At 39.8% G+C, this 24,683-nt stretch carries 20 protein-coding genes; 11 read left to right on the top strand and 9 right to left on the bottom strand.

The features are described from left to right. Positions 1-211 precede the first annotated feature (211 nt). The 3 genes from I6J02_RS17150 to agaR all read right to left on the bottom strand — a co-directional run bounded on the left by I6J02_RS17150 (position 212) and on the right by agaR (position 5,826). On the bottom strand, positions 212-3,613 hold the full coding sequence (locus tag I6J02_RS17150) for a DUF1080 domain-containing protein (protein WP_201679051.1): 3,402 nt from the start codon (positions 3,611-3,613) through the stop codon (positions 212-214). 24 nt (positions 3,614-3,637) lie between these two features. After that, positions 3,638-4,906, bottom strand: coding sequence for a Gfo/Idh/MocA family oxidoreductase (locus tag I6J02_RS17145; RefSeq protein WP_201679050.1), 1,269 nt, complete (start codon positions 4,904-4,906; stop codon positions 3,638-3,640). A gap of 158 nt (positions 4,907-5,064) precedes the next feature. Further along, positions 5,065-5,826, bottom strand: a complete 762-nt coding sequence (agaR, locus tag I6J02_RS17140; RefSeq protein ID WP_236582102.1) for a transcriptional repressor AgaR — start codon at positions 5,824-5,826, stop codon at positions 5,065-5,067. A 179-nt stretch (positions 5,827-6,005) separates the two neighbouring features. Between agaR and I6J02_RS17135 the strand changes: the two genes are divergently transcribed. Genes I6J02_RS17135 through I6J02_RS17120 form a run of 4 tightly spaced genes read left to right on the top strand, consistent with a single transcriptional unit; the run spans position 6,006 to position 10,807 of the window. Then, on the top strand, positions 6,006-7,574 hold the full coding sequence (locus I6J02_RS17135; RefSeq protein ID WP_201679048.1) for a glycerol-3-phosphate dehydrogenase/oxidase: 1,569 nt from the start codon (positions 6,006-6,008) through the stop codon (positions 7,572-7,574). Positions 7,575-7,599: 25 nt separating this feature from the next. Continuing rightward, positions 7,600-9,099 carry a glycerol kinase GlpK gene (gene glpK, locus I6J02_RS17130; protein ID WP_201679047.1) on the top strand — a complete coding sequence of 500 codons (1,500 nt, stop codon included), beginning with the start codon at positions 7,600-7,602 and terminating at the stop codon, positions 9,097-9,099. A 33-nt stretch (positions 9,100-9,132) separates the two neighbouring features. Beyond that, a complete protein-coding gene (locus tag I6J02_RS17125) occupies positions 9,133-9,858 on the top strand; it encodes an MIP/aquaporin family protein (RefSeq protein WP_201679046.1) in 726 nt (241 codons plus the stop codon). Between the two features lie 31 nt (positions 9,859-9,889). Next, positions 9,890-10,807, top strand: coding sequence for a glycerophosphodiester phosphodiesterase family protein (locus tag I6J02_RS17120; protein WP_201679045.1), 918 nt, complete (start codon positions 9,890-9,892; stop codon positions 10,805-10,807). 40 nt (positions 10,808-10,847) lie between these two features. Here the strand turns inward: I6J02_RS17120 and I6J02_RS17115 are convergent, their stop codons facing one another. Beyond that, complete coding sequence (locus tag I6J02_RS17115; protein ID WP_201679044.1) at positions 10,848-12,059, bottom strand: NAD(P)/FAD-dependent oxidoreductase; 1,212 nt, start codon at positions 12,057-12,059, stop codon at positions 10,848-10,850. Positions 12,060-12,168: 109 nt separating this feature from the next. Here I6J02_RS17115 and I6J02_RS17110 point away from each other — a divergent pair, with 109 nt between their 5' ends. Continuing rightward, the gene (locus I6J02_RS17110) at positions 12,169-12,315 is read left to right on the top strand and encodes a hypothetical protein (RefSeq protein ID WP_002995760.1); all 147 of its coding nucleotides are present in this window, start codon (positions 12,169-12,171) and stop codon (positions 12,313-12,315) included. On the opposite strand, the gene I6J02_RS17105 is transcribed toward I6J02_RS17110, so the two are convergent. Further along, entirely contained in the window at positions 12,293-13,162 is an 870-nt protein-coding gene (locus tag I6J02_RS17105; RefSeq protein ID WP_236582097.1) for a mechanosensitive ion channel family protein, read from the bottom strand. The genes I6J02_RS17110 and I6J02_RS17105 overlap by 23 nt on opposite strands. A 109-nt stretch (positions 13,163-13,271) precedes the next feature. On the opposite strand from I6J02_RS17105, the gene I6J02_RS17100 reads away from it, so the two are divergent. Both I6J02_RS17100 and I6J02_RS17095 read left to right on the top strand, forming a co-directional pair. Continuing rightward, positions 13,272-14,450: a cysteine desulfurase family protein gene (locus tag I6J02_RS17100; RefSeq protein ID WP_201679042.1), complete on the top strand. Its 1,179-nt coding sequence runs from the start codon at positions 13,272-13,274 to the stop codon at positions 14,448-14,450. Positions 14,451-14,536: 86 nt separating this feature from the next. Next, positions 14,537-14,863 carry a HesB/IscA family protein gene (locus I6J02_RS17095; RefSeq protein WP_201681757.1) on the top strand — a complete coding sequence of 109 codons (327 nt, stop codon included), beginning with the start codon at positions 14,537-14,539 and terminating at the stop codon, positions 14,861-14,863. Between the two features lie 55 nt (positions 14,864-14,918). On the opposite strand, the gene I6J02_RS17090 is transcribed toward I6J02_RS17095, so the two are convergent. From I6J02_RS17090 to I6J02_RS17075, 4 genes are all read right to left on the bottom strand, one after another. After that, positions 14,919-15,362, bottom strand: coding sequence for an SRPBCC domain-containing protein (locus I6J02_RS17090; RefSeq protein ID WP_201679041.1), 444 nt, complete (start codon positions 15,360-15,362; stop codon positions 14,919-14,921). Positions 15,363-15,442: 80 nt separating this feature from the next. Next, the gene (locus I6J02_RS17085; protein WP_201679040.1) at positions 15,443-16,006 is read right to left on the bottom strand and encodes a Crp/Fnr family transcriptional regulator; all 564 of its coding nucleotides are present in this window, start codon (positions 16,004-16,006) and stop codon (positions 15,443-15,445) included. A gap of 77 nt (positions 16,007-16,083) precedes the next feature. Further along, positions 16,084-17,421: a sensor histidine kinase gene (locus I6J02_RS17080; protein ID WP_201679039.1), complete on the bottom strand. Its 1,338-nt coding sequence runs from the start codon at positions 17,419-17,421 to the stop codon at positions 16,084-16,086. After that, a complete protein-coding gene (locus tag I6J02_RS17075) occupies positions 17,418-18,767 on the bottom strand; it encodes a sigma-54-dependent transcriptional regulator (RefSeq protein ID WP_201679038.1) in 1,350 nt (449 codons plus the stop codon). The genes I6J02_RS17080 and I6J02_RS17075 overlap by 4 nt, the downstream gene beginning before the upstream one ends. Before the next feature lie 162 nt (positions 18,768-18,929). On the opposite strand from I6J02_RS17075, the gene I6J02_RS17070 reads away from it, so the two are divergent. The 4 genes from I6J02_RS17070 to I6J02_RS17055 are packed head-to-tail and all read left to right on the top strand — an operon-like array spanning position 18,930 to position 24,647. Then, entirely contained in the window at positions 18,930-20,168 is a 1,239-nt protein-coding gene (locus tag I6J02_RS17070; protein ID WP_201679037.1) for an efflux RND transporter periplasmic adaptor subunit, read from the top strand. An 11-nt stretch (positions 20,169-20,179) separates the two neighbouring features. Continuing rightward, complete coding sequence (locus I6J02_RS17065) at positions 20,180-20,881, top strand: ABC transporter ATP-binding protein (protein WP_201679036.1); 702 nt, start codon at positions 20,180-20,182, stop codon at positions 20,879-20,881. Positions 20,882-20,923: 42 nt separating this feature from the next. Continuing rightward, a complete protein-coding gene (locus tag I6J02_RS17060; RefSeq protein ID WP_201679035.1) occupies positions 20,924-23,338 on the top strand; it encodes an ABC transporter permease in 2,415 nt (804 codons plus the stop codon). Next, the gene (locus I6J02_RS17055; protein ID WP_201679034.1) at positions 23,331-24,647 is read left to right on the top strand and encodes a TolC family protein; all 1,317 of its coding nucleotides are present in this window, start codon (positions 23,331-23,333) and stop codon (positions 24,645-24,647) included. The genes I6J02_RS17060 and I6J02_RS17055 overlap by 8 nt, the downstream gene beginning before the upstream one ends. The last annotated feature ends 36 nt before the right edge of the window (positions 24,648-24,683 follow it).

The raw sequence follows: 24,683 nt of genomic DNA, 5'->3' as shown, positions 1-24,683 counted from the left end.
GGACAGCAACTGACGCTGTAGCATGTTTCAATTCCACACAGAAACCCATCACTAGCGCAAGCATTAGTGTAACGGTACTTGTGCTTTAGCAGAGATACAGCCATTCCATATAGTTAGTAAAATACCAACTGATACTCAAAATTTTATAAATAAAAAAAGTCCGTCATTCTTACGAAAGACGGACTTTTATGTGTCGCTGAAAAAGTTTCAATTACAATTTTTTCACTCTGATATTACGGAAAAACACTTCTGATCCGTGTCCTAAGAAAGCAATATGTCCGGATTTACGTTGCAATCCCGGGTGGTTCTTACCATCAAGCGTACCATTTTTAGACGCTTCAGCAATATCACCTTCAAGAATGACCGTTCCGTTGACCGTTACCTTGATTTTATTTCCCTGTAAGCGGATTTCTTCCGTATTCCATTCTCCTACCGGTTTCAATGCACCTCTTTTAGCCGTAATGACACCGTATACGGATCCATGATACTGGTAAGGTTTTAAACTTTTGTAGACGTCAGCATCATTATCCAGAATCTGAATTTCCATACCTGCATAAGCTGCATCTCCTTCTACCGGCGCACGTAGACCTACTCCATTATTCGCTCCGGGAGTCAGTTTAAATTCAAATCGATAGACAACATCGCTGTATTCATCTTTGGTATACAGGTTACCTCCAAATTTGGCATTTGGGTAAACAACCAGATAACCTTCTTCATTGATACCGTATCCATCGGAAGGAATCCATTTGTCCAGATTTGTACCATCGAACAACATATCAAATCCTTCACTCTTCTCCTGTGTGGTAAGTTCAGAAACCTGCTTTCTAGGCAATTCTTTAATAAAGATATCACGGTAATATACTTTAGTACCATGTGCCTGCAATTCGATCTGCTCTGTAGGGAATAAAGATTGATTACGATCCCAATAGTTTTCCAAAGGTACATTGTCAGTCACCAGTACCCCATTCAGATATACAGTCACTTTATCATCTACCATTTTTATTTTAAAAGTGTTCCATTCTCCAAGTGGGTTATCCGCTACGACTAATGGATCTTTTGCATTTTTTTGGTTGTTATACAGACCTCCGGAACCGACCTGTGCTCCCACATTGGTACGTGATATATCCCAGATTTGTACTTGCGGAGTGCCTCTCAGGTAAACACCGGCATCTCCTTCTTTACCATCCTTATCTAACTTCCAGTCCACCAGCATCTCTATATCTCCGTATTGTTTGATCGTAGCGATGTTATCTCCTTTTCCGTTGAAGATCAGTTCTCCTTTATTAGCCTGCCATCCTGCACGCATTTTTTCGTCCGCTTTCTTTTGCTCAGCAGCCAATGTTTTAGCGTCCATTTTACTGCGTTTGATCGGATCTGCGACAAGACCTTTCCAGCCACTCAGATCATTTCCGTTGAATACAGATACAAACCCTTCTTTATTCGGCATTTCAGCTAACTGACGAAGTACTGCTTCTTTCAGATAGGAGCTTTCACTTCCGGACAGATTACCGATAACTTTATTCAATATGTTCCGAACATCTTCTCCTACATATTCTTTATGATCAAATGCGATATTCATAGCAGTATTGGATGCAGCTCCGGCTAAAGCCGGATTGACCATCTGCTTGCTTGCAAAGATCATAGCCTGATAAGTACCCGCTCCCTGAAGCGAACTTAGCACCTGATTACGTTGTGCATCTGTACGTGCAATAGCAAAGGCATCTTTAAGATGCAGTGTTTTCTGATCCGGAGTCAGAGAAGAACTGTTCACCAGACGAATCAGTCCTTTGAAGATATTATCAAAGTTGCCTTCTGCTTTTTCCGTTCTGGAAAGTGCAACAAGAGCCGGAAGTGCTTCCGCAGATTTCCATGATGCTAATGCAGAGATGGCCTGTGTTTTTACTTCAGGAATACCTGCGTCTGTGAAATTCTTAACAGCATTTAAAGACTCTGTGCCTCCCAATCCTGCAAATACAGGGAAATACATACCCGCTGAAGGTGATGCTGAAACGGTCACATTAGATGCTAATTTTGCTGTTATAGCATCTTTATCTTTGCTGGACTGAATCGCATTGATTGTTGCCTTTTGCAAGTATGTAACTTCATTTTTATTTGCCGTTGAGTATAAAGCATACAAATCATTCAGATCATCTTCCGAAGCAACTGTAGGTAATGCCTGATAGGCTGCCATGCGAACCTTCTCATCCGTGCTCTTTGCTAACGGCAGGACTGCTTTTGATGATTTAGCATTCGGTCTTTTTGCCAGAATGCCTAATAATGCTATCTGTGTCTTGCTATCCGCTGTTGCTAACGATTCATTTACAATATCAATAGCTTTTGCTTCTTTTGAGGCCAGAATCAGTTTTTGGATAGCGCCTGTCAGTGCCTCATCTGCATCTTTAAGCTGACTGATCAGCAGTGGTGTTACATTATTTCTGGATAGTGCATCAAGTGCCTCCAGTCCGGAAATACGGGCGTCACCTGTAGTATTGTTAAGAACAATTTTCTGAAGAGCAGACACGTCTGAAGCAGATCCTTTTTGCGCCAGAAAATCCAGGATACTTTCCTGAACTCCCGGTGTAGCACTTTTTAAGGCTGCGATCAGTTTTTTGGTATCTCCACTGTTTCCATATTCCCCCAGCAGTTGCAGAGCTACATTACGGTATGCAGCATCTTCACTGGTCGCTGCAGATAATAAAGCTTTTTTCTGCTTGGAAGCATTGATATTTGTAAGGATGCTTAACGCTGCAATTTTTGTTTCAGGTGCATTATTCACTCCTGCTCCTGCAAATAATGCTGCAGCAAACTTTTCAGCCTGTGCAGATTTCTTATTCTTCAAGAGTGTTTCCGCATAATCAACCGCCAGTCCAGTGATATCATTTGGCTCGTATTGATATTTTACGATTGCCAGCTGAGTTGCAAATACAGATGCTGATTTCTCGCCGCCAATTTTGCTAAGTGCTGTGAAAGCTGCTTTTTGAAATTTAGGAGCTGAAGTTGACTGAATAAGTTCAATAATTTTTGCTTCTGCATCAGCCGATCTGAGATCTCCCAGAGCAGTGACAATAGCGATCTTCTTAGTTTCTGAATCCGCATCTGTCAACGATGTTAATAAAGCTTTACGTGCATCATCTGTATTAATAGCGACCAGTGCACGGGAAGCTTTCCCTACCAGATAATCATCTTTCAGATAAGCTGTTAACGGAGCTACGGCTTCATTTTTACCTGACTGTTGCAATAATTTGATTACATATCCTTTATTGTCTTTGTCCGTTAATTTATCCAGAGCTGCAATTAATCCTTTTGCAAATGTTTCGCGTTTAGCTTCCATTCCGGATTGCATCACGTAAAAAGAATAAGAGTTACTTGCAAATTCAATTGTAGCATTGTTTCCACCCTGAGGCTGGAGCTTGGATAAGAGCTCAGCTATGTCATCAGAGGAGAAATTTTCCAACTCTTTCATGGCAGCCAGAAATTTTGCCTTTTCCTCTGCAGGCTGTTGTGCAAGTACATCCGCTATTTTGGTAGCAGTTGTCCTGTTGGAAGGCAATTGAGCATGTGCAGCTACTTGTAAAATCAAGAGTGCAGATAATATATTAAATGTTTTTTTCATTGGTTTGTGCTGTTGGAATGTAAATTAAATAGTCCACGGACCTCTCATCGGTTGATGGATCAAACGATTAGCGCCTTCATCATTAATAAACACCTGTTTGTCAGAATCGAATTTCAACGAACGGTTGAGTCTCAATGCAATCAGCCCAAGATTGACTAATGTACATGAACGATATCCATTCTCTTCATTCAGCGCAAATTTCTGTCTTGTTCTCACAGACTCCAGGAAGTTTGTAATCTGTGGTGCAGGTTCCGGATATTGCGAAAGTTTTCTTTCCAGATCCGGAATATCCGACACAAATCCTTTATATAATTTACCCTTAGGTCCTTCAATATAAGCTAATCCCTCGTCTTTGCCCTCTCCGTCTAATATAATCTGACAACCATCAGCATAGGTATAGGTAATACGTCTCCAGGTACCTACTGCATCATTGTGTTGTTGCGGAGCATCTACTTCAACTGACACCGGACTTTCTTCATCTTTTCCTAAGAAATACTGGACAGGATCCAGATAGTGTTGCCCCATATCGCCCAGACCTCCTCCATCATAATCCCAGTATCCGCGGAATGTGAGGTGAGTACGATGTGTACTGTAAGGCTTGTACGGTGCAGGCCCTAACCACATATCATAATCCAGTTCTGCAGGTACTTGTTCCACAGGCAAATTCTGCTTACCAATCCAGAAGAACTTCCAGTCAAAACCAGTATGTTTACTGATGGTCACTTTAAGTGGCCATCCCAACATTCCGGTATCAACCAGTTTTTTGATCTTTCTGACAGGCACCTGCATGCCGTAGAAATTGTCTTCAAACCTAAACCAGGTATTTAGACGAAATATATTACCGTGCTGTTTTACAGCTTCTTTAACCTTCTGCCCCTCACCTATAGTTCTGGTCATTGGTTTTTCACACCATATATCTTTTCCGGCGCGGGCAGCTTCTACAGCCATCAATCCGTGCCAATGCGGAGGGGTGGCAATATGGACAATATCCACTTCGGGAGATTTAATCAGCTCTCTGAAATCGTGGTATTCACGTACACCACCGCCTAATGTTTTCTGAGCGATAGCCAAATGACGGGTATCAACATCACAGATAGCGACGGTTTTTGTACCGGCATAAGCAAAATGTCCGCGTCCCATTGATCCCACGCCAATGACACCTTTGGTCAGGTGATCACTTGGTGCAAGATAACCTTGTCCTCCTAAAACAAAACGTGGCACAATTGTAAAAGCAGCAGCTCCTATAATTGACTTTTTGAGAAACTCACGTCTTGAATTTTCTTGTTTTTTCATATTGTTGAATGTAAGTTTTAGGTATTGATTATACTCTCATAAAAATGGAGTTGTTATCAGGCAACTCCAATTTCTAAAGATATTAAAATAATCTTACATACATTTTAGCAATCTCAAAATCATATGTAAAATTTTTATGGTATTAGATAGCAGACATATTAAACGACAATAACTTTAATCCCCAAAGATTCCAGTTTTTCTACATAACGGGGATTAACATAATTATCTGTTATCAGAATATCGATTTGGTTGATCTCCGCTATTTTACCAAAGCTCTTACGGCCAAACTTACTGGAATCCACCAATACGATTACCTTTTGAGCCGATTCCATCATAACCCGGTTCAGCCGAGCTTCCTGCGCATTGGTAGTGGTAATACCGAAATCCATATCAATTCCATCGACACCAAGAAAAAGTTTAGAACAAAAGAAGTCCTTTAAAATCGTTTCAGCATAAGCGCCTGTAACCGACATTGAAGTTTTTCTCATGGTGCCTCCAAGCTGTATAATTTCTACATTCTGATGCTGGATAAGCTGCTGTGCCACATTCAAAGCAGATGTTACCACAGTAAGCAGTCCCTGAGGTTCGATTTCTTTTGCCATGGCCTGCATAGTCGTCCCTGAAGCAATGATAATAGAATCATTGGGTTCTACAAATGAAGCAGCCGTTTTACCTATTTTCGATTTCTCGAGTGTATGTAATTTTTCCTTTTCGAAAACAGGACGATCTGTGGTATACGGATTTTGCCGGGTAGCACCACCGTGAACCCGAAATAACAGCGAACTGTCTTCTAAAAATTTTAGATCCTTTCGAATAGTAACGGTCGAAACCCCTAGTTCTTCACAAAGTTCGGAAACCGTAATATTACCAATCTGTTTAAGTTTTTCTAAGATTAAATGGTGTCTTTCAACGCTATTCATAATAGGTTTTAATTCAAATTTCACTAAGGTAAAAACTTTTCATTTAGGAGAGAAATAAAAATTTAACAATAATTTCGTTTGTTTTCTTTTAGTTTCGTTTGATTATTTATTATGTTTGTTTCAGGATCGTACAAACAGGAGATCACAACAACTGTTATATATTGTAAAATCAATTCTATATGAAATTTGACAGAAATGAAGGAATAAACAACCTTTATCAAACCCAACAATGGGATATTGCCATTATCGGTGGCGGAGCTACCGGTCTAGGGATTGCAGCAGATGCAGCCTCCAGAGGTTATAAAACAATCTTATTAGAAAAATATGATTTTGCGAAAGCCACGTCCAGCCGCAGTACTAAATTGGTGCATGGAGGCGTACGCTATCTGGCTAACGGTGATGTCAAATTGGTTTATTCGGCTCTGCACGAAAGAGGGCTTATTTTTAGAAATGCTCCACATGTAGCGCGAATACAAAGTTTTATTATTCCTTGCTATTCGTGGTTTAGTAAATTAAAATACCTGATCGGTTTAAAACTATACGACTGGATGGCAGGCAGCCTGCGTATAGGGAAGTCCGTATATCTGAATAAAAACGAAGTACTCTCTAAATTACCTACTGTCAAAGCTTCTTCACTTCAGGGTGGGATACAATATTTTGACGGTCAGTTTGACGATGCACGTCTTGCCCTCAATCTGGGGCAAACCGCAGCCGAGTACGGCGCTACGATCATCAACTATGCTGATGTGATCCATATTGATAAAAATCAGGCAGCGAAAGTAAGCGGATTGACGTTTGTCGATCAGGAAACTGGGCAGTCGCATACTATTCAGGCAAAATCCATTATAAATGCAACGGGAATATTCGTCGATGATATCCTGAAACTGGAAGAGCCAAAACACAAAAATCTGGTCAGACCCAGCCAGGGAACACATATTGTCGTTGATAAAAAGTTTCTCGGTAAATCGGATGCACTTATGATTCCCGAAACGAGCGATGGCCGTGTATTATTTGGCGTGCCTTGGCATGGACATGTACTACTGGGAACTACGGATACGCCTTTGGATCAGCATCAGATCGAACCACGCCCATTGGAAGAAGAGATTAAATTTATATTAGATACGGCTTACAATTATATGGAGCATGCTCCTACCCGCTCGGATATATTAAGTGTATTTGCCGGATTGAGACCTTTGGCCGCTCCACAGGGTGACGATGTCAACAGTACAAAAGAAATATCCCGGGATCATAAACTCATCAGTAATGCTTCGGGACTGGTCACTATTACAGGAGGAAAATGGACTACGTATCGTAAAATGGCAGAAGAAACCATTAATCTGGCGATCAAAGTCGCAGCTTTAGAACCAAAAGCCTGTATGACAAAAACCCTGAAAATACATGGCTATGCTCAAAATGAAGAACAGGGCCACTGGAAATTTTATGGCAGCGACGCAGAGGGTATACGTGCTTTGGCGGCAAGTTCTCCGGAACTGGCAGCTGTCTTGCACCCCAAATTTGAACATATTGCAGCGGAGGTGGTATGGGCTGTACGTCACGAAATGGCAAGGAATGTAGAAGATGTACTGGCCAGACGTATGCGGATATTATTTCTCGATGCAAAAGCGTCTTTGGATATGGCTCCTCAGGTTGCTAAATTGATGGCCCAAACGCTGGGAAAAGATGAGCCTTGGATCAATGAGCAGCTTGAAAATTACAGACAGTTAGTGAAAAACTATATTATAAATTAAATTGTACATATAACCATAATAAACCATGCAAAATAAGGAATATATCGTTGCATTAGATCAGGGAACAACCAGTTCCAGAGCTATCATTTTTAATCAATCGGGGGAGATTGAAGGTATAGCTCAGCGAGAATTTAAACAACATTACCCGCAATCAGGATGGGTAGAACATGATCCTCAGGACATCTGGTCTACACAGTTTTCAGTACTTACAGAGGCCCTTACCAAATCGAAGATCAATTCTTCAAAAATAAAAGGAATCGGAATCACTAATCAGCGTGAAACAACAGTAATATGGGATAGAAAAACGGGGGTTCCTATCTATAATGCTATTGTATGGCAAGACAGAAGAACAGCAGAATATTGCCGTTCTATCAGTGATAAAGGACATGGACCGCTGATCCAGAAAAAAACCGGCTTACTGATCGATGCTTATTTTTCAGCTTCAAAGATCAACTGGATACTGGATAATGTAAAAGGTGCCCGTAAAAAAGCAGAAAAAGGTGAACTTGCGTTTGGGACAATTGATACCTGGCTGATCTGGAATCTTACCAACGGAGAAACACATGTTACGGACGTCACCAATGCTTCCCGGACGATGATCTTCAATATTCAGACGATGGCTTGGGATGATGAATTACTGGACATTTTTGATATTCCGAAGTCTATTCTTCCGGAAGTCAAAAGCTCTTCTGAAATCTATGCCGAAACTTCTAATGAAATACTCTCTCATCAAATCCCTATCGCAGGTATTGCAGGTGATCAGCAGGCGGCATTGTTCGGACAGATGTGTACAGCCAAAGGTATGGTGAAAAACACATATGGTACAGGCTGCTTTATGCTGATGAATATTGGCAAGAAGCCTGTTATTTCGAAGAATAAGCTGGTTACTACAGTCGCATGGCAGATTGGAAAAGAAGTAACTTACGCACTGGAAGGAAGTATTTTCATAGGCGGTGCGATTGTGCAGTGGCTGCGTGACGAACTGGGTATTATCAAAAAATCTGCTGATGTAGAAAAGCTTGCTGCCTCTGTTGAAGATTCTAATGGGGTATATTTAGTACCTGCATTTGCAGGTCTGGGTGCACCTATATGGAATCCTGATGCAAGAGGAACTATTGTCGGGCTCTCCAGAGGAGCAAATGCAGCCCATATTGCCAGAGCAGCGTTAGAAAGCATTGCTTTTCAGACCGTAGATATTTTACGAGCTATGGAATCAGATGCAGGTTTAAAGATCAAAGAGTTACGTGTTGACGGAGGTGCTACGCAAAATAATCTGCTGATGCAATTTCAATCTGACATTCTGAGTTCGACTACGGTACGCCCTGAAATTACGGAAACAACGGCATTGGGAGCCGCTTATCTGGCAGGTCTTGCAGTGGGATTCTGGAAAGACATTGAAGAAATCTCAAAACAATGGAAAGAAAATAAAAAATTTGAGCCCAATAAGAAAACTAAAACCAAAGAGCTACTGGAGGAGTGGCACCGTGCTGTAAATGCAACGGTCTATTGGGCGGAAAACAAATAATGATAACCTTTATAAACCAAATCATATAAAATTATGACACCATTTGTAGCTGAACTTATAGGAACAGCAGTATTGATCCTTCTCGGAGGAGGCGTTGTGGCGAATGTAGTATTAAACAAAACAAAAGGAAACAATTCAGGATGGATCGTCATAACTACAGCATGGGGACTGGCGGTCTTTTGTGGAGTAGTTATAGCCGGTCCTTATAGCGGAGCACACCTTAGTCCTGCTGTTACTGTAGCAAATATGGCTCTGGGAAAGATGACTTTTGCTGCAGGTATGGAATATATTGCAGCACAGTTTGCGGGAGCTATGTCAGGAGCATTTCTGGTCTGGCTGATGTACAAAGACCATTTTGATGCGACAGAAGATGCCGGAGCAAAACAGGCTGTATTTTGCACAGCTCCTGCTATCCGTAATATTCCGGTCAATCTAATCAGCGAGATTGTGGGTACTTTTGTGCTGATATTTACGATCTTTCACTTTACAGATGCTAAATTACCAGATAACTCCCCTGTAGGACTTGGTTCTATCGGAGCATTGCCGGTAGCCTTTGTCGTCTGGGTCATCGGTCTGGCACTGGGCGGTACTACCGGATATGCGATCAATCCGGCTCGTGACCTCGGCCCGCGTATCATGCATGCTCTTCTTCCGATCAAAAACAAAGCAGGCTTTGATGCAGGTTATGCCTGGGTACCGGTGATCGGTCCGGTGATCGGCAGTTTGCTAGCTGTAGGACTTTATCTAGTATTAAATTAAGAAAGACTATTTTTGTATAAAATAGATGAACATGAAATTTTATTCTTTTGCATTGGGTGGACTGGCTTTAACTTTAGGATTTTCATCTTGTAGTATGTTAAACAAAAAAAATCAACTGGTGAACGACAAATTTCCTGATTTCTCTGCAGAAGCACACAGAGGTGGCAGGGGCTTATATCCGGAGAATACCATTGAGGCGATGAAGATGACCATTGAAAATATGCCTCATATTACAACTCTAGAGATGGATTGTCACATCACAGCAGACAAAAAAGTAGTTGTTACACATGATGACTATTTAAATCCCAAATATATCCGCTATGCAGATGGAAGAGATATCCCTGCTGACAAAAAGGATCTGAAAATCTATAAATTTGATTATAACGAACTCAAAACTTACGATACAGGTTCTAAGCCGTACAGCGATTTTCCGGACCAGTTAAAGCTGAAAACGCATATTCCATTACTATCCGAACTTATAGATGCAGCAGAAGCCCAGGCCAAATTGTACCGAAAAAGCCCGATGTTTTATAATATCGAAACCAAGAGCTCTCCGAAAGGTGATAATATCCTGCATCCGCAACCTTCTACTTTTGTAGATCTGATGGTAGAAGTAATTATGAACAAAGGCATAGGTTCCAGAACGATTATCCAATCATTTGATAAACGTACTATACAATATCTCCATAAGATGTATCCGCAACTGAAATCTTCCTATCTGATAGACGGCAAGAATAAACAGTCTGTTGATGAGTTAATCAACGATTTGGGTTTTACTCCTTTTATCATCAGTCCGAACTATACGCTTGTTACAAAGGAATTTGTTGCGGATTGCCATGCCAAAGGCATAAAGGTGATTCCCTGGACAGCTAATACAAAAGAGGAGATTAAACGTCTGAAAAGATTAAAAGTGGACGGCATAATCAGTGATTATCCAAACTTACTTTAAAAAAGAAAAGGAACTTTGCGTTCCTTTTCTTTTTTATTTATTAAGAGAGTCTTTCAAAACCAAAGGTATCCGATCTGTCATCTTTTTTCCCTTCTAACGTATTTCGGATAATCTGAGCAGCAATCATACTGAAAGTAATACCATTACCTCCGTATCCTAATGCATACAGCATCCTTTTCTTACCCGGCCATGCACCGATAAAAGGTAATCCGTCTTTTGTCGAAGAAAATGTACCACACCAGGCCATGCTGACTTCAAACTTAATTTCAGGAAACATTTTCTTTAGTTTGTAGGATAGTTTCCGGACTTTCTTACGCAGCAACAAATCCCGCACCTTCGGATTACGAAACGGTTCATCCTCCCCTCCCATCATAATCCGGTTGTCTGCAGTAGACCGCATATAAAAATAGGGAGACTTCGTTTCCCATATCAGACTCTTTTCCTTCCAGAACTGTTCTTCTTCAATAGGGTTAGTTACTAATGCATAAGTAGAGTTAAGATGCATCACCTCTTTTGGTAAAAATTGCCCGGCCTCAAATCCCGCAGCAATAATTACATATTTACAGGAAATAACAAATCCGTCTTTAGTTTTCAGGTCATACCCTCCCTTCTTCTCCTCATACCGGACAATCTCTACCGGACTATAGATATCCAGTTCTTTTTTGCTGTAATGATAATTTAATATGCCAGTCGCAGCTGCATACGCATCCATCTGGGCAGACTGATCATTATAAAGCGCTCCAAATCCTTCAATTCCGTATGTCTTCATGAGCTGCTCTTCATCCAGATAAGATACCGGCAAACCATATTTACTGCGGGTTTCATACTCTTCCCCAATCATTCTCCGGCCTTTTCTGTTACTGGCCAGAAATACGGTAGAAACCCGCTTGAAGTCTGCTTTTACCTTTAGCTGTTGCAAAACATTCTCCAGATCAGTGATGGATTGCAAACTGGATTGGTAAGCCTGTACAGCTTTCTTTTCACCTACATCCTTGATCATTTGGCTCAAAGGCACATCTATCTCATATTGCAACTGCGCAGTGCTGGCGGCTGTACTCCCCGTAGCAACGGTTCTTTTATCAAAAATCGCACACTTAATTCCAGCCTCGCACAATTCATGAGCGACCAGTGATCCTGTAATTCCAGATCCAATAATGGCAACATCTATTTTTAAGTTTTCCTGAAGGGGTTTATTGTAATCGTAAAGAGCATTTTTTATTATCCAAAAAGGTAATCCAGAATATAAATCCATATAGTATAATTTATATCAAAAAACAAAACCGGCAAACAAAAGTTTCGTAGAATCCTTTTAAATAAAAAAGGACCGTCTGTAATACGGTCCTGATATATACTTTTGTACTATGCGTAAATCTATTTTCAGACTATTGGCAAAGATCAATAAGGTGATTCTTCCAAAATTGAGTAAGAAAGATCCAACCAAATTGACTAAATTTCAACAAGCTATTTTAGCTTATCGCTATTTTATTACGACTCGCGCTTTGGATTAGTCGTCATCGTCAGCTTATCATTTACAATATGAAGCTCCGTCTGTGGAAAAGGAATACTGATTCCATGTTTATCCAGTGCATTCTTAATGAGTTCCTGATTTTCATTATTTGCCGGCCAGAAATTTTCTTTCTTTGCCCATGCACGAATAGTGAGGTTGACAGAACTGTCAGCCAACTCACTCACAAAGATCTCAGGAGCGGGCGTTTCCAGAATACGGTCATCTGATTTGAGTACTTCCAGAATAATATCCTTAGCCGTTTTAATATTTGCATCGTAAGATATACCGATCACATATTCCAATCTTCTGTTGACAATCTTAGTATAGTTTTTTATTACAGAATTGGCCAGTGTACCATTCGGACTAAACATCCGTATTCCATCGGCACCGATTAAAGTAGTATAGAGCAAATCTATGCGCTCCACAGTACCTGCAGAACCATTGGCACTGGAGACATAATCTCCTACTTCAAATGGTCTGAACATTAAGATCAATACTCCTCCTGCAAAATTAGAAAGACTTCCCTGCAGTGCCATACCTACAGCCAGACCAAAAGCGGATAATGCAGCGATAAAAGATGTAGTCTGAATACCCATTGTGCTGGCTGCAGTAAGAATAAGCAAAGCATACAGGACAAATTTTAACATGCTGGATATAAATGCCCGTATAGATACATCTATATTGCGTCTTTCAAAACGCTTGTTCATGATATTGATCAGAAATTTGATCAGATACCGGCCAAAGAATAATATTCCCAGACCTACCGCAATACTTGGTATACTGACAATGACAACATCTATCAGTTTTTCTAATCCACCTTCAAATCTGCTAATATTTACTGTTTCCATACAATTGTTAAAATTTGAATATATTTGATTTTTCATTCCAAAGGTAGGAAGAATTGATTTTTTGCACTGTATTTTCTTTAATTTTTAAGAGTCTTTAACATTCATTTCTATGATTTATTTAGATAATAATGCTACTACAGCACTCCACCCGGATGTATTGGAAGAAATGATACCCTACCTCACAGAATCCTACGGAAATGCATCGAGTATACAACATAAATCAGGCAGGGTTGCTTCTGCAGCAGTAGTAAAAGCCAGACAGCAGATTGCGAATAGTCTTCATGCCAGTGAGAAGGAAATTTTCTTCAATTCAGGGGCTACAGAAGCCATCAATACCGTTATAAAAGGTGTATTTTCACTCTACTCAGGCAAAGGAAAACATATTATTACTTCAGCTACCGAACATAAAGCGGTGCTGACATGCTGTGAATATCTGCAGAAAAAGGGTGCAGAGATAACGTTTGTCCCTACAGACAGCAATGGTATGATTGATATAACCGTATTGAAAGATCTGATCCGGCCGGATACCATTTTAGTAGCTTTAATGGCTGCTAATAATGAAAGTGGTGTTATTCATCCCATAGATGAAATTGCCTCAATTACCAAAGAGAAGAATACGTTGTTTTTTTGTGATGCGACTCAGTACGTAGGCAAAGTGCCCCTTAATCTGGAAAACAGTATGATCGACATTCTTTGTTTCAGTGCGCACAAGTTTCATGGCCCCAAAGGTGTAGGCGCCTTATATATCCGCAGAAAATCGAAGCCAACACAAATAGAGACGCTGATACACGGAGGTAAACAGGAAAATGGATTTCGTGGCGGAACCTATAATGTTCCAGCGATCGTTGGAATGGGTAAAGCCCTCGAGCTGGCCGTTTCTGATTTCACGCATCAACAAAAGATATCAGGCTTAAGAAATTTGTTGGAGAGTACGGTCCTTAAAGAAGTACCGGATACGGAAGTTATAGCTTCAGCAGTCTCCCGTATTGCCAATACTTCTAATATTACATTCAAGCATACCAAAGCTACTGAGATCATGAGCAGGCTAAATGATATCGCCCTATCTGCAGGCTCGGCCTGTGTATCAGGCGACCGGGATCCTTCACATGTACTCAAAGCTATGCATCGCAGCGATGAGGAAGCTTTTTGCAGCCTGCGATTTAGCCTGAGCAGATTTACAACCGAAGAGGAAATAAAAGAAACGGTTACAAAACTCCGTACTGTGGTCAGACAGATCCGGGAGCAGTCCCCTGTATGGCAACTGTACAAGGATGGACTTTTGGATTGATTTTTGACAAAATACTAACAGACAACAGATTGCTTATTTTCAAAAAAATAGCGTAATTTGTAAGAAAAGCAGAAAACATGGAAAGCATGATCACCATTACAGATAAAGCGAAAGAACGTATCCAATCCATTATGAAGACGGAACAGTACGACGACAGTTATTTTGTTAGGGTTGCCGTAGAGAGTGGAGGTTGCTCAGGTCTTTCATACAAACTCAATTTTGATAACGAAGAAAAAAAAGGAGACCAGTTCTCTGAAGATAAAGGGATAAAAATCTGTCTGGATATTAAATCGTATTTGTATCTGGCTGGTACCGAACTTGATTATTCAGACGGTCTAAACGGTAAAGGATTTGAATTTCATAATCCTAATGCCAGCAGGACTTGTGCCTGTGGGGAAAGTTTCTCCGTATAACACAACAAAAGATAATAAAAAGGTCTTCTTTATGCTAAAGAAGACCTTTTTTATGCTATTTATTTTCGTTTTCGCAAATCTCTTTCAACTTTAGATTCATTCGTTCAAATCCTCGTCTGGTATTGTTATCCAGTGTTTTTTGAAATAACGGAACAAGTAAACCTTTGAAAATCTCACTTTGTACAAAGGTGGTCGTACCATCTCCATTGTCAATCAGTTCAAATGCATGCTCCCCATCGAATAATCCCGGTATTAAAAGCCTGCCTATCCAACTCAGCTTTTTGTTTTCCTCATAAGCTAAAACTTTAGGTTTGAAGATCATACTTCCGGAGTCCGGCGGTTGTATGTGTACACGTATTTTTTTCCCGACCCGGACGTCACCATCCAGCGATTTTATAAAAGGATTCCACTCCGGATACTGTACAAAATTCGTAAAAACGGACCAGATCTTTAGTGGTGTGGCCTGTATACGAATATGTGTAATGATTTCTTTAGCCATGATTATATTTCCAAATAATACAACAAAGATCCGTTAGCTGCGGCAGATTGCTCTTGATAAAAATCAAGAATTTGTCATCCCTATTTTTTTCTGATGCGGCTGAATGTTTCTGGCGTCATTCCTAACATGGATGCGATATACTGCAATGGAACCTGATTAAAAAGCTCTTTGTTGTGCTCGAAGAAATAATGATAACGCTCTTCACTGCTCATAGACAAATGGCAGAATATTCTTTCTTCCATCTTTGTAAAACATTTTACTATAAACGTTTTTTCAAATTCATTCCATTTGGAAAGCATAGTGCCGGCTTTTTTATAATCTTCTTTGCTTATGGAATACAGCACCGTGTCTGAAAGAGCCTGAATATTCCACCGGGAAACATCATCATACATAAACCCCGTCAGGTCTGTTACAAAAGAACCAGCGGTTGAAATCCATTGTGTAACTTCTTTTTTGTCGGTATGAACAAAGATCCGCAGCATACCTGACTCAATAAAAGAGAGCTTATTAACCCGCTGTCCTTTCTGGACAAAAAAATCATCCTTCCTTAAGCGTTCTTTTTGAAAAAGAGTACTTATTTTTTCGATTTCAACATCCGATACGATGCCAAAATAAGACTTTATATGCTGTGCTAATACGGCCATTTAATTGCTTTATGCTAAAAATTCTTTGGAAAAATTTCTATTTCAATGTACACATTACTTTTGGGACTTTGTTAAATTTATTTCTCTGTTACAGGCAAAGCAAGGACAAATGTATTACGATCAGCCTTGACCTGATAAAACAAATATCCTCCATGGGCTTCGACAATACTTTTGGATAATGTGAGTCCTATACCGCCTCCATCTTTTCGGGTTGTATAAAAGGGGAGAAATATGCGGGGTACAATTTCAGGATCAATTATTCTGCCGGAATCCGAAAATTCTATATAAGTACGTGTATTCAAACTGTAAACCCGTACCCATATATCCTTAATATCCTGACTTTCTACTGCATACATGCTATTCGTAAAGAGATTGATCATTACCTGCTCCATCTGAATTGCGTCTGCAAATATGCGGATATCGTGGACGTCTTCATAATGCAAATTGATTCCCTTCTGCTGTAGTATTCCCATATATCCTCGCAGGCAATTTCGTATCAGCGTATCTACAGCTATCCATTCAGGCTGAGGTGTAGGCAACATAGTCAGACGTCTGTAGCGTTCCACAAATTTTTGCAGATGATAGCTTCTGTTGAGAATGGTATCCACACTCATCTGTACATCTTCTTTATCTTCTGCACTAAGAGATTCCTGTTCCAGGATCTCACTGACGTTTCCAGCCAGCGAATGTATCGGAGTCAGTGAATTCATCAATTCATGTGCTATCACTTTCATAATAGACAACCAGGCTTCATTTTCTGTAGAATCTATGACACGCTGTATAGAATCCAGTAAAATGATGTAATATTGCTGATCCGCTACTTTGCTCACCGATGTCTGAATAACGAAAGTCTGCTTTTCTTCTTTATTGATCTGAATATCTATAGTAGACTTATATTCTGCAAAGTTCTTATCTTCTATAGCCTCATAAAATTGGGGTACAAAAGATTTAAACTGATGCCAGTATGTAATCCCGGGTATACCAAAATACTTGCGCAGGTATTCATTCATATTCAGTACCGTCCAACTGTCTGTACTTTTCTTCAAAATCAAAACCCCTGACTCCAGACTATTAAGTAAATGCTCATAAATAAATGCCTGTGAATGAAGATCAAATGAGGCCTTTTTATTCTTCTCATACAATTGGATAAGCTGATTCAGCACTACATTTTCTTTTTGTTCATCAAAACTCAAAGCGTAATCATCATACAGCATGGCTTGTACAATACTATCAAACTTACTGTAATAGCGTTTGATAAAAACCCGGGTCTCAAAAACAAGGATCAGCAAAAAAATAGCTATACTTGCCAGTACATACCACAGGCTATGGAAACCGCAATATATAGCCACGGCAATGAGTATGGCTAATATGAATGTACGGATCACTATCCCGATAACCAGCTTATTCGTACTCATACATTTGGATTTGGGATACTATATTTTTCTAATTTACGATACAAGGCTCCTCTTGAGACGCCGAGTTCATGAGCAGCTTTACTGATATTTCCTGCGTATTTGTGTAAGCTGTCAATTATCAAATTACGCTCGACATCGCTTATAGTCGTTTCTTCTTTACTTTTCACTAAAGCCAGAGCTCCTTCAAATCCCATATGTTCAAGAGTAAGCTCCTGCTGATCTGCTAATATCACCGCACGCTCTATCCGATTCTGAAGTTCCCGTATATTACCCCTCCATTCATATTGTTCCAATTGTCTCAGCGTAGTGTCCCCGATATGCAACATCTCCATATCATATTTTTCGGTCATATGCTTCAAAAAGAACTGCAGCATATCCGGTATATCTTCGCTCCGTTCCCGCAATGCCGGCAGATACAGCGATACGGTATGTATACGATAATACAGATCTTCCCGAAAAACTTTTTCCTTTACTGCCGATTCCAGGTCGATATTTGTTGCAGTGATAATGCGCACATCCAGCTGTCTTACTTTGGATTCCCCCAATCGGGTTACACTTTTACTTTGTATGACCTGCAATAATTTTGACTGCAGATGCAGCGGAATATTACCAATCTCATCCAGAAAGACAGTGCCACCATCGGCTTGTTCAAATCTACCGGCCGTATCCTTACCTGCATCAGTAAATGCTCCCTTTGCATAACCGAACAATTCACTTTCAAACAGATTTTCATTCAACGAACCCAGATCCACATGTACAAAAGGATGATCTCTTCTGGCAGATTGTTTATGAATATACTCCGCCAATACATATTTTCCTGTTCCGTTCTCTCCCTGTATCAGTACGGTAGCATCTGTCTTTGCAACCCGTTCTGCCATTTGATATACTTTTAGAATCTCAGGTGAATTCCCCTGAAAAAATACTGGTGCTGACGGAGCAGCAATCTTTTTAGCTTTACGCAGCTGTTGTACAGCAGATTTCACTATATCTATCAGCTTTTCATTATCCCATGGCTTCAGCACATAATCTATCGATCCCAACTTAATACCCTCTACAGCTGTTTCCACATTGGCAAAGGAAGTCATCAGTATGATTCTGACTTGCGGGAAATGTTCCTGCACTTCTTTTAGCCTGTAGATTCCTTCCCTTCCGTTTTCATACCCCATTCGGTAGTTCATATCCAGCAAGACGACATCGGCTTCACAATCCCGGATTTTATCCAGTAACTGCCTGGGATCATACAATACATTTACCTTTTCAAAATATCGTTTCAGTAACAGTCTGGAGGCGATCAATACCTCCTCCTGATCATCAACCACTAAAACAGAAGCTTCAACTTTTTTCATTTCACACAGCTAATTGTTCACTACCGGACAAACAAGTGTCCAAAACCGAACACTCAAACCTATAACATTAAAAATTACAACTGACAATCAACTAATTACATTTAAATTAAGCAGATGGCACAGATATTATTGCAGCATTAACAACAACATAATTCAAGAATAATGGATATAGCAATCCCTCGTAAAAATAGAAAAAAACAATACATTGCCCTATCAATTTTAGGTTTTTTAGTGATTATAGCTATTGGTATCTACCTCGCTACACGGCCTTCATCTTTGAATATAAAAAAGGATGAAATACAGATAAAAGCAGTTAAGTATGATAGTTTTGAAGACTTTGTTGTATTTCAGGCGCAGGTGGATCCGCTACACGCGATGTTAATCAACATTGTTGAGGGAGGAGCTGTACAGGAGTTATACATAGAAAACGGTGCGATGGTAACTCAGGGGATGCCATTGGCGAGACTGTACAACCCGAATACAGAATTCAATTTTCTGTCGCAGGAGACCGCTATTATTGAACAAATGAATAATCTCAATGTACAAAAGCTATCATTGCGAAATCAGGAACTGGAGCTTTCGAAAGAACTTATCACTATTGATCATGATTATAATGATACCAAACTGCAATATGATATGAATCAGAAGCTTTATTCAAATAAAGTATTAGCAAAAAACGAATGGGAACAAACACAGGAGAAACACAGATATCAGGAAGAACGAAAAAATCTGATTCAAAAAAACATATCCAGAGAAAAAGAAATTAATCAGTTGCAAATCGCTCAGATCAATCAGGCTTTACAGGCCATGCACAAGAGTTTAGAAACCCTAAGACAAAATAAGAAGAATTTTCTGGTCTTAGCCCCTGTTAGCGGCCGTCTCAGTTCTTTCGATGCTGTACTCGGCCAGACTTATCAGGCCGGTACAAGTATAGGTAAAGTAGATGTTATGAAAGGATATAAACTCACGGCCATGATTGACGAATTCTATCTGGAAAAAATCAATTCAGGTCAGACCGGAAATATCGAGATGAAAGGAAAATCTATCCCGGTACGCGTTTCAAAGATTCTTCCGGAAGTCAAGAATGGTCAGTTTAAATTAGAACTGGACTTTACAGATAAACAACCCGATGGACTTCAACAGGGATTGTCCTTCGGTGTCAAGCTTATATTGTCCGGAAAAGAAAAAAAACTTGTCATTCCTAAAGGCACTTTTAATAATGTCAGTCAGGGGAAATGGATATTTGTCGTAGAGGGAAATAAAGCAACCAGACGTCCGATAGAACTAGGAAGAGAGAATCCTTATTATTATGAAGTTATCTCCGGGCTCAAAGAGGGTGACCAGATTATTACCTCAGGCTATGATGATTATAAAAACATACAACAATTAAATCTAAATTAATACATATCAACATGATACACATTAAAGACTTATCCAAGGTATTTACGACTGAAGAAATACAGACCAAGGCACTCCATAATATTAATCTGACAATTAATGAAGGTGAATTTATTTCCATTATGGGACCTTCTGGCTGTGGTAAATCCACTTTATTGAATATTGTTGGTCTGCTCGATAACATCAGCAGCGGAAGTTATCATTTGCTGGGTGAAGAAATTGCAAAGCTCTCTGAATCGGGAAGATCAAAAGTACGCAAAGCTAACATTGGTTTTATTTTTCAAAATTTTAATCTGATTGATGAATTAAGTGTTTTTGACAACATTGAACTTCCATTGATCTATAATAAAGTACCAACTGCAGAGCGTAAGCATCGTATCCATGAGATCGCTGAAAAACTCAATATTTCACACCGGCTGCAACATCATCCACAGCAACTTTCAGGAGGACAGCAACAGCGTGTGGCTGTAGCCCGGGCTTTGATCAATAATCCCAAGATTATCCTTGCTGATGAGCCCACAGGAAATCTGGACAGCAGCAACGGAAATGAGGTAATGGAATTGCTGACGCGCTTACACGCCGGAGGAGCAACCATACTCATGGTGACACACTCTGCTCATGATGCTGCTTTTTCTCAGAAGATCATCACTATGAAAGACGGTGAGATTCTGAGTGAAAAAATCAATCAGAAGACAGTCGATATTTTTACCAGATAAGACGCCTGTTCAAGTATTTACCAAACTAAAATATGCTCGATTATGATAAAAAACTGGTTTAAAATATTTATTTACAATGCCACACACAATAAGGTATTCACGATTCTGACGCTTATCGGTCTCACACTCGGAGTGACTGGAGTAATCCTGTCCCTCCTGTACTGGAATGATGAACATGCCTACAATAAGTGGAATCCGGAGAAAGATAAGGTCTTTGAGGTCATGACCAGAATCAGTGAAGATATGATGTGGAACAGCAGTCCCGGCCCTCTTGTCCCCATCCTCATGGAAAAATCAAATGAAATAGAAAGCTACTGCCAATACAGAGCCTATTACTTTGATCAATACTTTAAGGTCAATGGTAAAACGGAAATATTGACCAGAACTATAAATACGCAAGGTTCATTTTTTGAGTTTTTCCCTTTTGAAATTATAAAAGGATCTGTCAGCCAGTTTTCCTCTTCGCAAAATACGATGGCTTTAGAAGAATCTGAAGCAAAACGATTATTTGGTACAGCCAATCCCATTGATCAGATTATCACTACAGATAATAATGAAAGTTACGTGGTTACTGCTGTATATCGTATCCCCGGAAAATCATCTATTTCGCCAAATGCAGTTTATACAGCCATGGAGAAAGATATCAAAAGAAAAGCTGATTCCTGGGGGGATTTTGAGTTTACAGTATTGCTGAAACTTAAGGATTCGGCAAAAAGAGATCTGGTCAAAAAACAGATTGATGAGATCTACCTGAATGAGCGGGCTGTCAAGTATGCGAAGGAAGCCGGTATTTCTTTAAAAGAGTTTCTAACCAAGTATGGTTCAATTACAGTATCGCTGCAATCACTGTCAGAAAGCAGACTGATATCAAAAAGAACAGGTTTTCCGGAAGGAAGTGGAAATCTTCTTTTCCTGAAAATCAATGTTGGTATTTCCATTTTGGTACTCCTCCTCTCGATCTTTAATTATGTCAATATGACTGTGGCATATGCGATCAAGCGTGCAAAAGAAATTGGCGTGCGTAAAGTAGTAGGTGCTGACAAAAAACATATCATACTGCAGTTTCTTTTCGAAACCTGCATTACTTCTGTCATTAGTATTATTCTCGCTGCGGGAATTACGGAAGTGCTTTTGCCGTCCTATAATTCTCTGCTAGATAAGACGATGACGCTCAACCTTCTGGATTTCTTTCCTCATATGTTGTTGCTATTTCTGATCCTGTTGATCTTTGCAGGTCTGATTCCGGCCATCTACGTAGCTAAATTTGACGTATTAAAAGTACTTAAAGGAAACTATTCGAGAAGTAAATCCGGTACCTGGTTCAGAAATGGTATTCTAAGTCTGCAATTTACCATAGCCACCTTCTTCTTAATATCCGGGTTAATGGTACACAAACAAGTGAATTATATGATAGACAAAGATCTGGGCTTCAACAGCGATCAGGTACTGACTATATCATTTATAAAACAGTATCCTGAAAATCAAAAGTTCAATAACTATGAAAGGATAAAGCAGCAATTGTTAAAAATAAAGGACGTACAGGACGTCAATATCAGTTCCTTCACTCTGGGAGGAGGAGCCAATTCAAGTTCCAGTCTGGAATATAAAGACATCTCTATACAGGGACAAAATATGGCTCTGGATTTCGGTTACCTCGAAATGTTAAAGATAAATACGATTAGCGGGCGGTCTTTTGATAAAAATCTGGGCTCAGATTCTACCGGATCTGTTATGCTCAATCAGACAGCAGCAGATATGCTCAAGGAAAAAGATATAGTCGGTAAAGAAGTCCGTTTTATGGGAAAAACCTTTAAAGTAATTGGTATAGTCAATGACTTTAACCTCAAAGGTCTTCAACAAAAAATAGAAGCGATGACATTTTTTCATTTAAAGGCTTTTCCGTGGATGGAAGGAAATATTACTAATATTTCAGTCAAAATAAGTCCTGAACATATGGAAAAGACAATCTCGGAGATTGAAAAATACTGGAAAACCAATGTCGATGATCTGCATCCATTCAGCTACGAGTTTGTAGATAAACGATTTGCACGTACATATGAAAATGTTGTTAAACAAAGAAATCTGTTTGCTGTGATGAACATTGTCGTTATTCTGATCGCATTATTCGGATTATTTGCGTTGGCCTCCTACTCTATTGAAAGAAGATTTAAAGAAATCGCCATACGTAAAGTAATGGGTGCAGAGACCAAAGATCTGCTCCTGTTTCTGACCCGCCAGTATATCTGGATATCCGGAGTCGGATTTATACTTGCACTCTTGCCAAGCTATTATTTTATCAATACCTGGCTGAACAATTTTGCCTATCGCATTGCCATCAGCTGGCAGACCTTTCTTATAGCTATCGTCCTTATGCTGATCCTTACCTTAACCGTTGTCTTGTCCAAAGCTTACAGAGCTACACGACTGGATATCCTGAATGTATTGAAATATGAATAAAAGTATTGTTTGTTTAGTATTAATGATGCTGGGCTTCCCTTTATGGGGGAACACCCAGCAGCTTTATACACTACAGGAGTGTATGGTGCTGGGTATGGAGAACCACCTGGATGTAAAGATCCAGAACCTTCAGATAAAAGCATTCCGTTCAGCCGAAATACATACGGCATCCCGTTTTCTGCCCGATATTTCTGCCCGGATCAACCATTTCTATAATTTTGGTTCTACCATCAACCCGCAAACTAATGCTCGGGAAAGTGCCAATATACAATCGGATAATATTTCCGTAGATGCCGGAATTAACCTTTTCAACTTTGAGGACTTAAATAAGTCCCGCATAAGCAGGCTACAAACAGCTATCGCACAGGCAGACAAGGCAGTAATTGATCAGGAATTTGCATCCTTACTGATTCAGCGTTATACAGAGGCATTAGCCGCCCAGGAATTAAAAAAAGTCATTACGAATCAGCTCAGCAATTCCAAAGAACAACTGGATCGTATTGAAAAGGAAGTGGCAGACGGTGCCAAACCAGAAAGCGATATCTATGATATACAAGTCATCTATACACAAGAGCAAAAACTGTTGAAACAAGCCGAACAGGATGAGCAGAATAAGAAAGCCATATTGGCTCAGTTGATTAATAAAGATGATATTTCTGCAACTCATATGATTCTTATACAAGATACTTCTTCATATGATCATTCTGTCGGATCGGCTATATTGGAGAATAACCCTTCTGTCGTAAAAGAACAGTTAACACAGCTAAAACTACAACAGGAATACAGGCAACTTCTGCATCAATATCTACCCTCAGTGAGATTAAATTATTCTTACGGTACATTTTATGCTACCGCTATCGATCAGATCTTTGATACATCATTCAGATTCGGGAGCCAGCTGAAAGATAACAGGAGTCAGTATCTCGGACTGAATCTATCCATACCTATCTTTTCCAAAGGAGATGCGAAACGATTAAGAACCAGAAAGAATATTGATATTCTTCAGCAACAGGAAGTCGTTACAAAAAAGGAAACAGAGTTAAAAAATGAATTGCAAAATCAATCCAGAAAACAACAGCAATTTGCAGAACTGGAAGCAACATTAGAGGAAGCATCAGGATATGCCGGTAAAGCATATGAAACCACCAAAGTGAAGTATGAATATGGAAAAGCAGATATCTCGGCTTACAAAGCCGCAAAGAACCAATTACTAATGGCTCAATATGATGTATTAAATAATGCGCTATCGGAATGGATGACGGGGAAGCTAATCCAAAATCTGGTATCTGATCAATATATAAAAAGATAGGTCTCCAACCGGGGAGATTGAAGACCTATACTAACC

This window comes from Sphingobacterium spiritivorum, from assembly GCF_016725325.1.
Classification (GTDB): domain Bacteria; phylum Bacteroidota; class Bacteroidia; order Sphingobacteriales; family Sphingobacteriaceae; genus Sphingobacterium.
The sequence above is the reverse complement of the archived record's forward strand: the minus strand, read 5'-3'. Positions and strand labels throughout refer to the sequence as shown.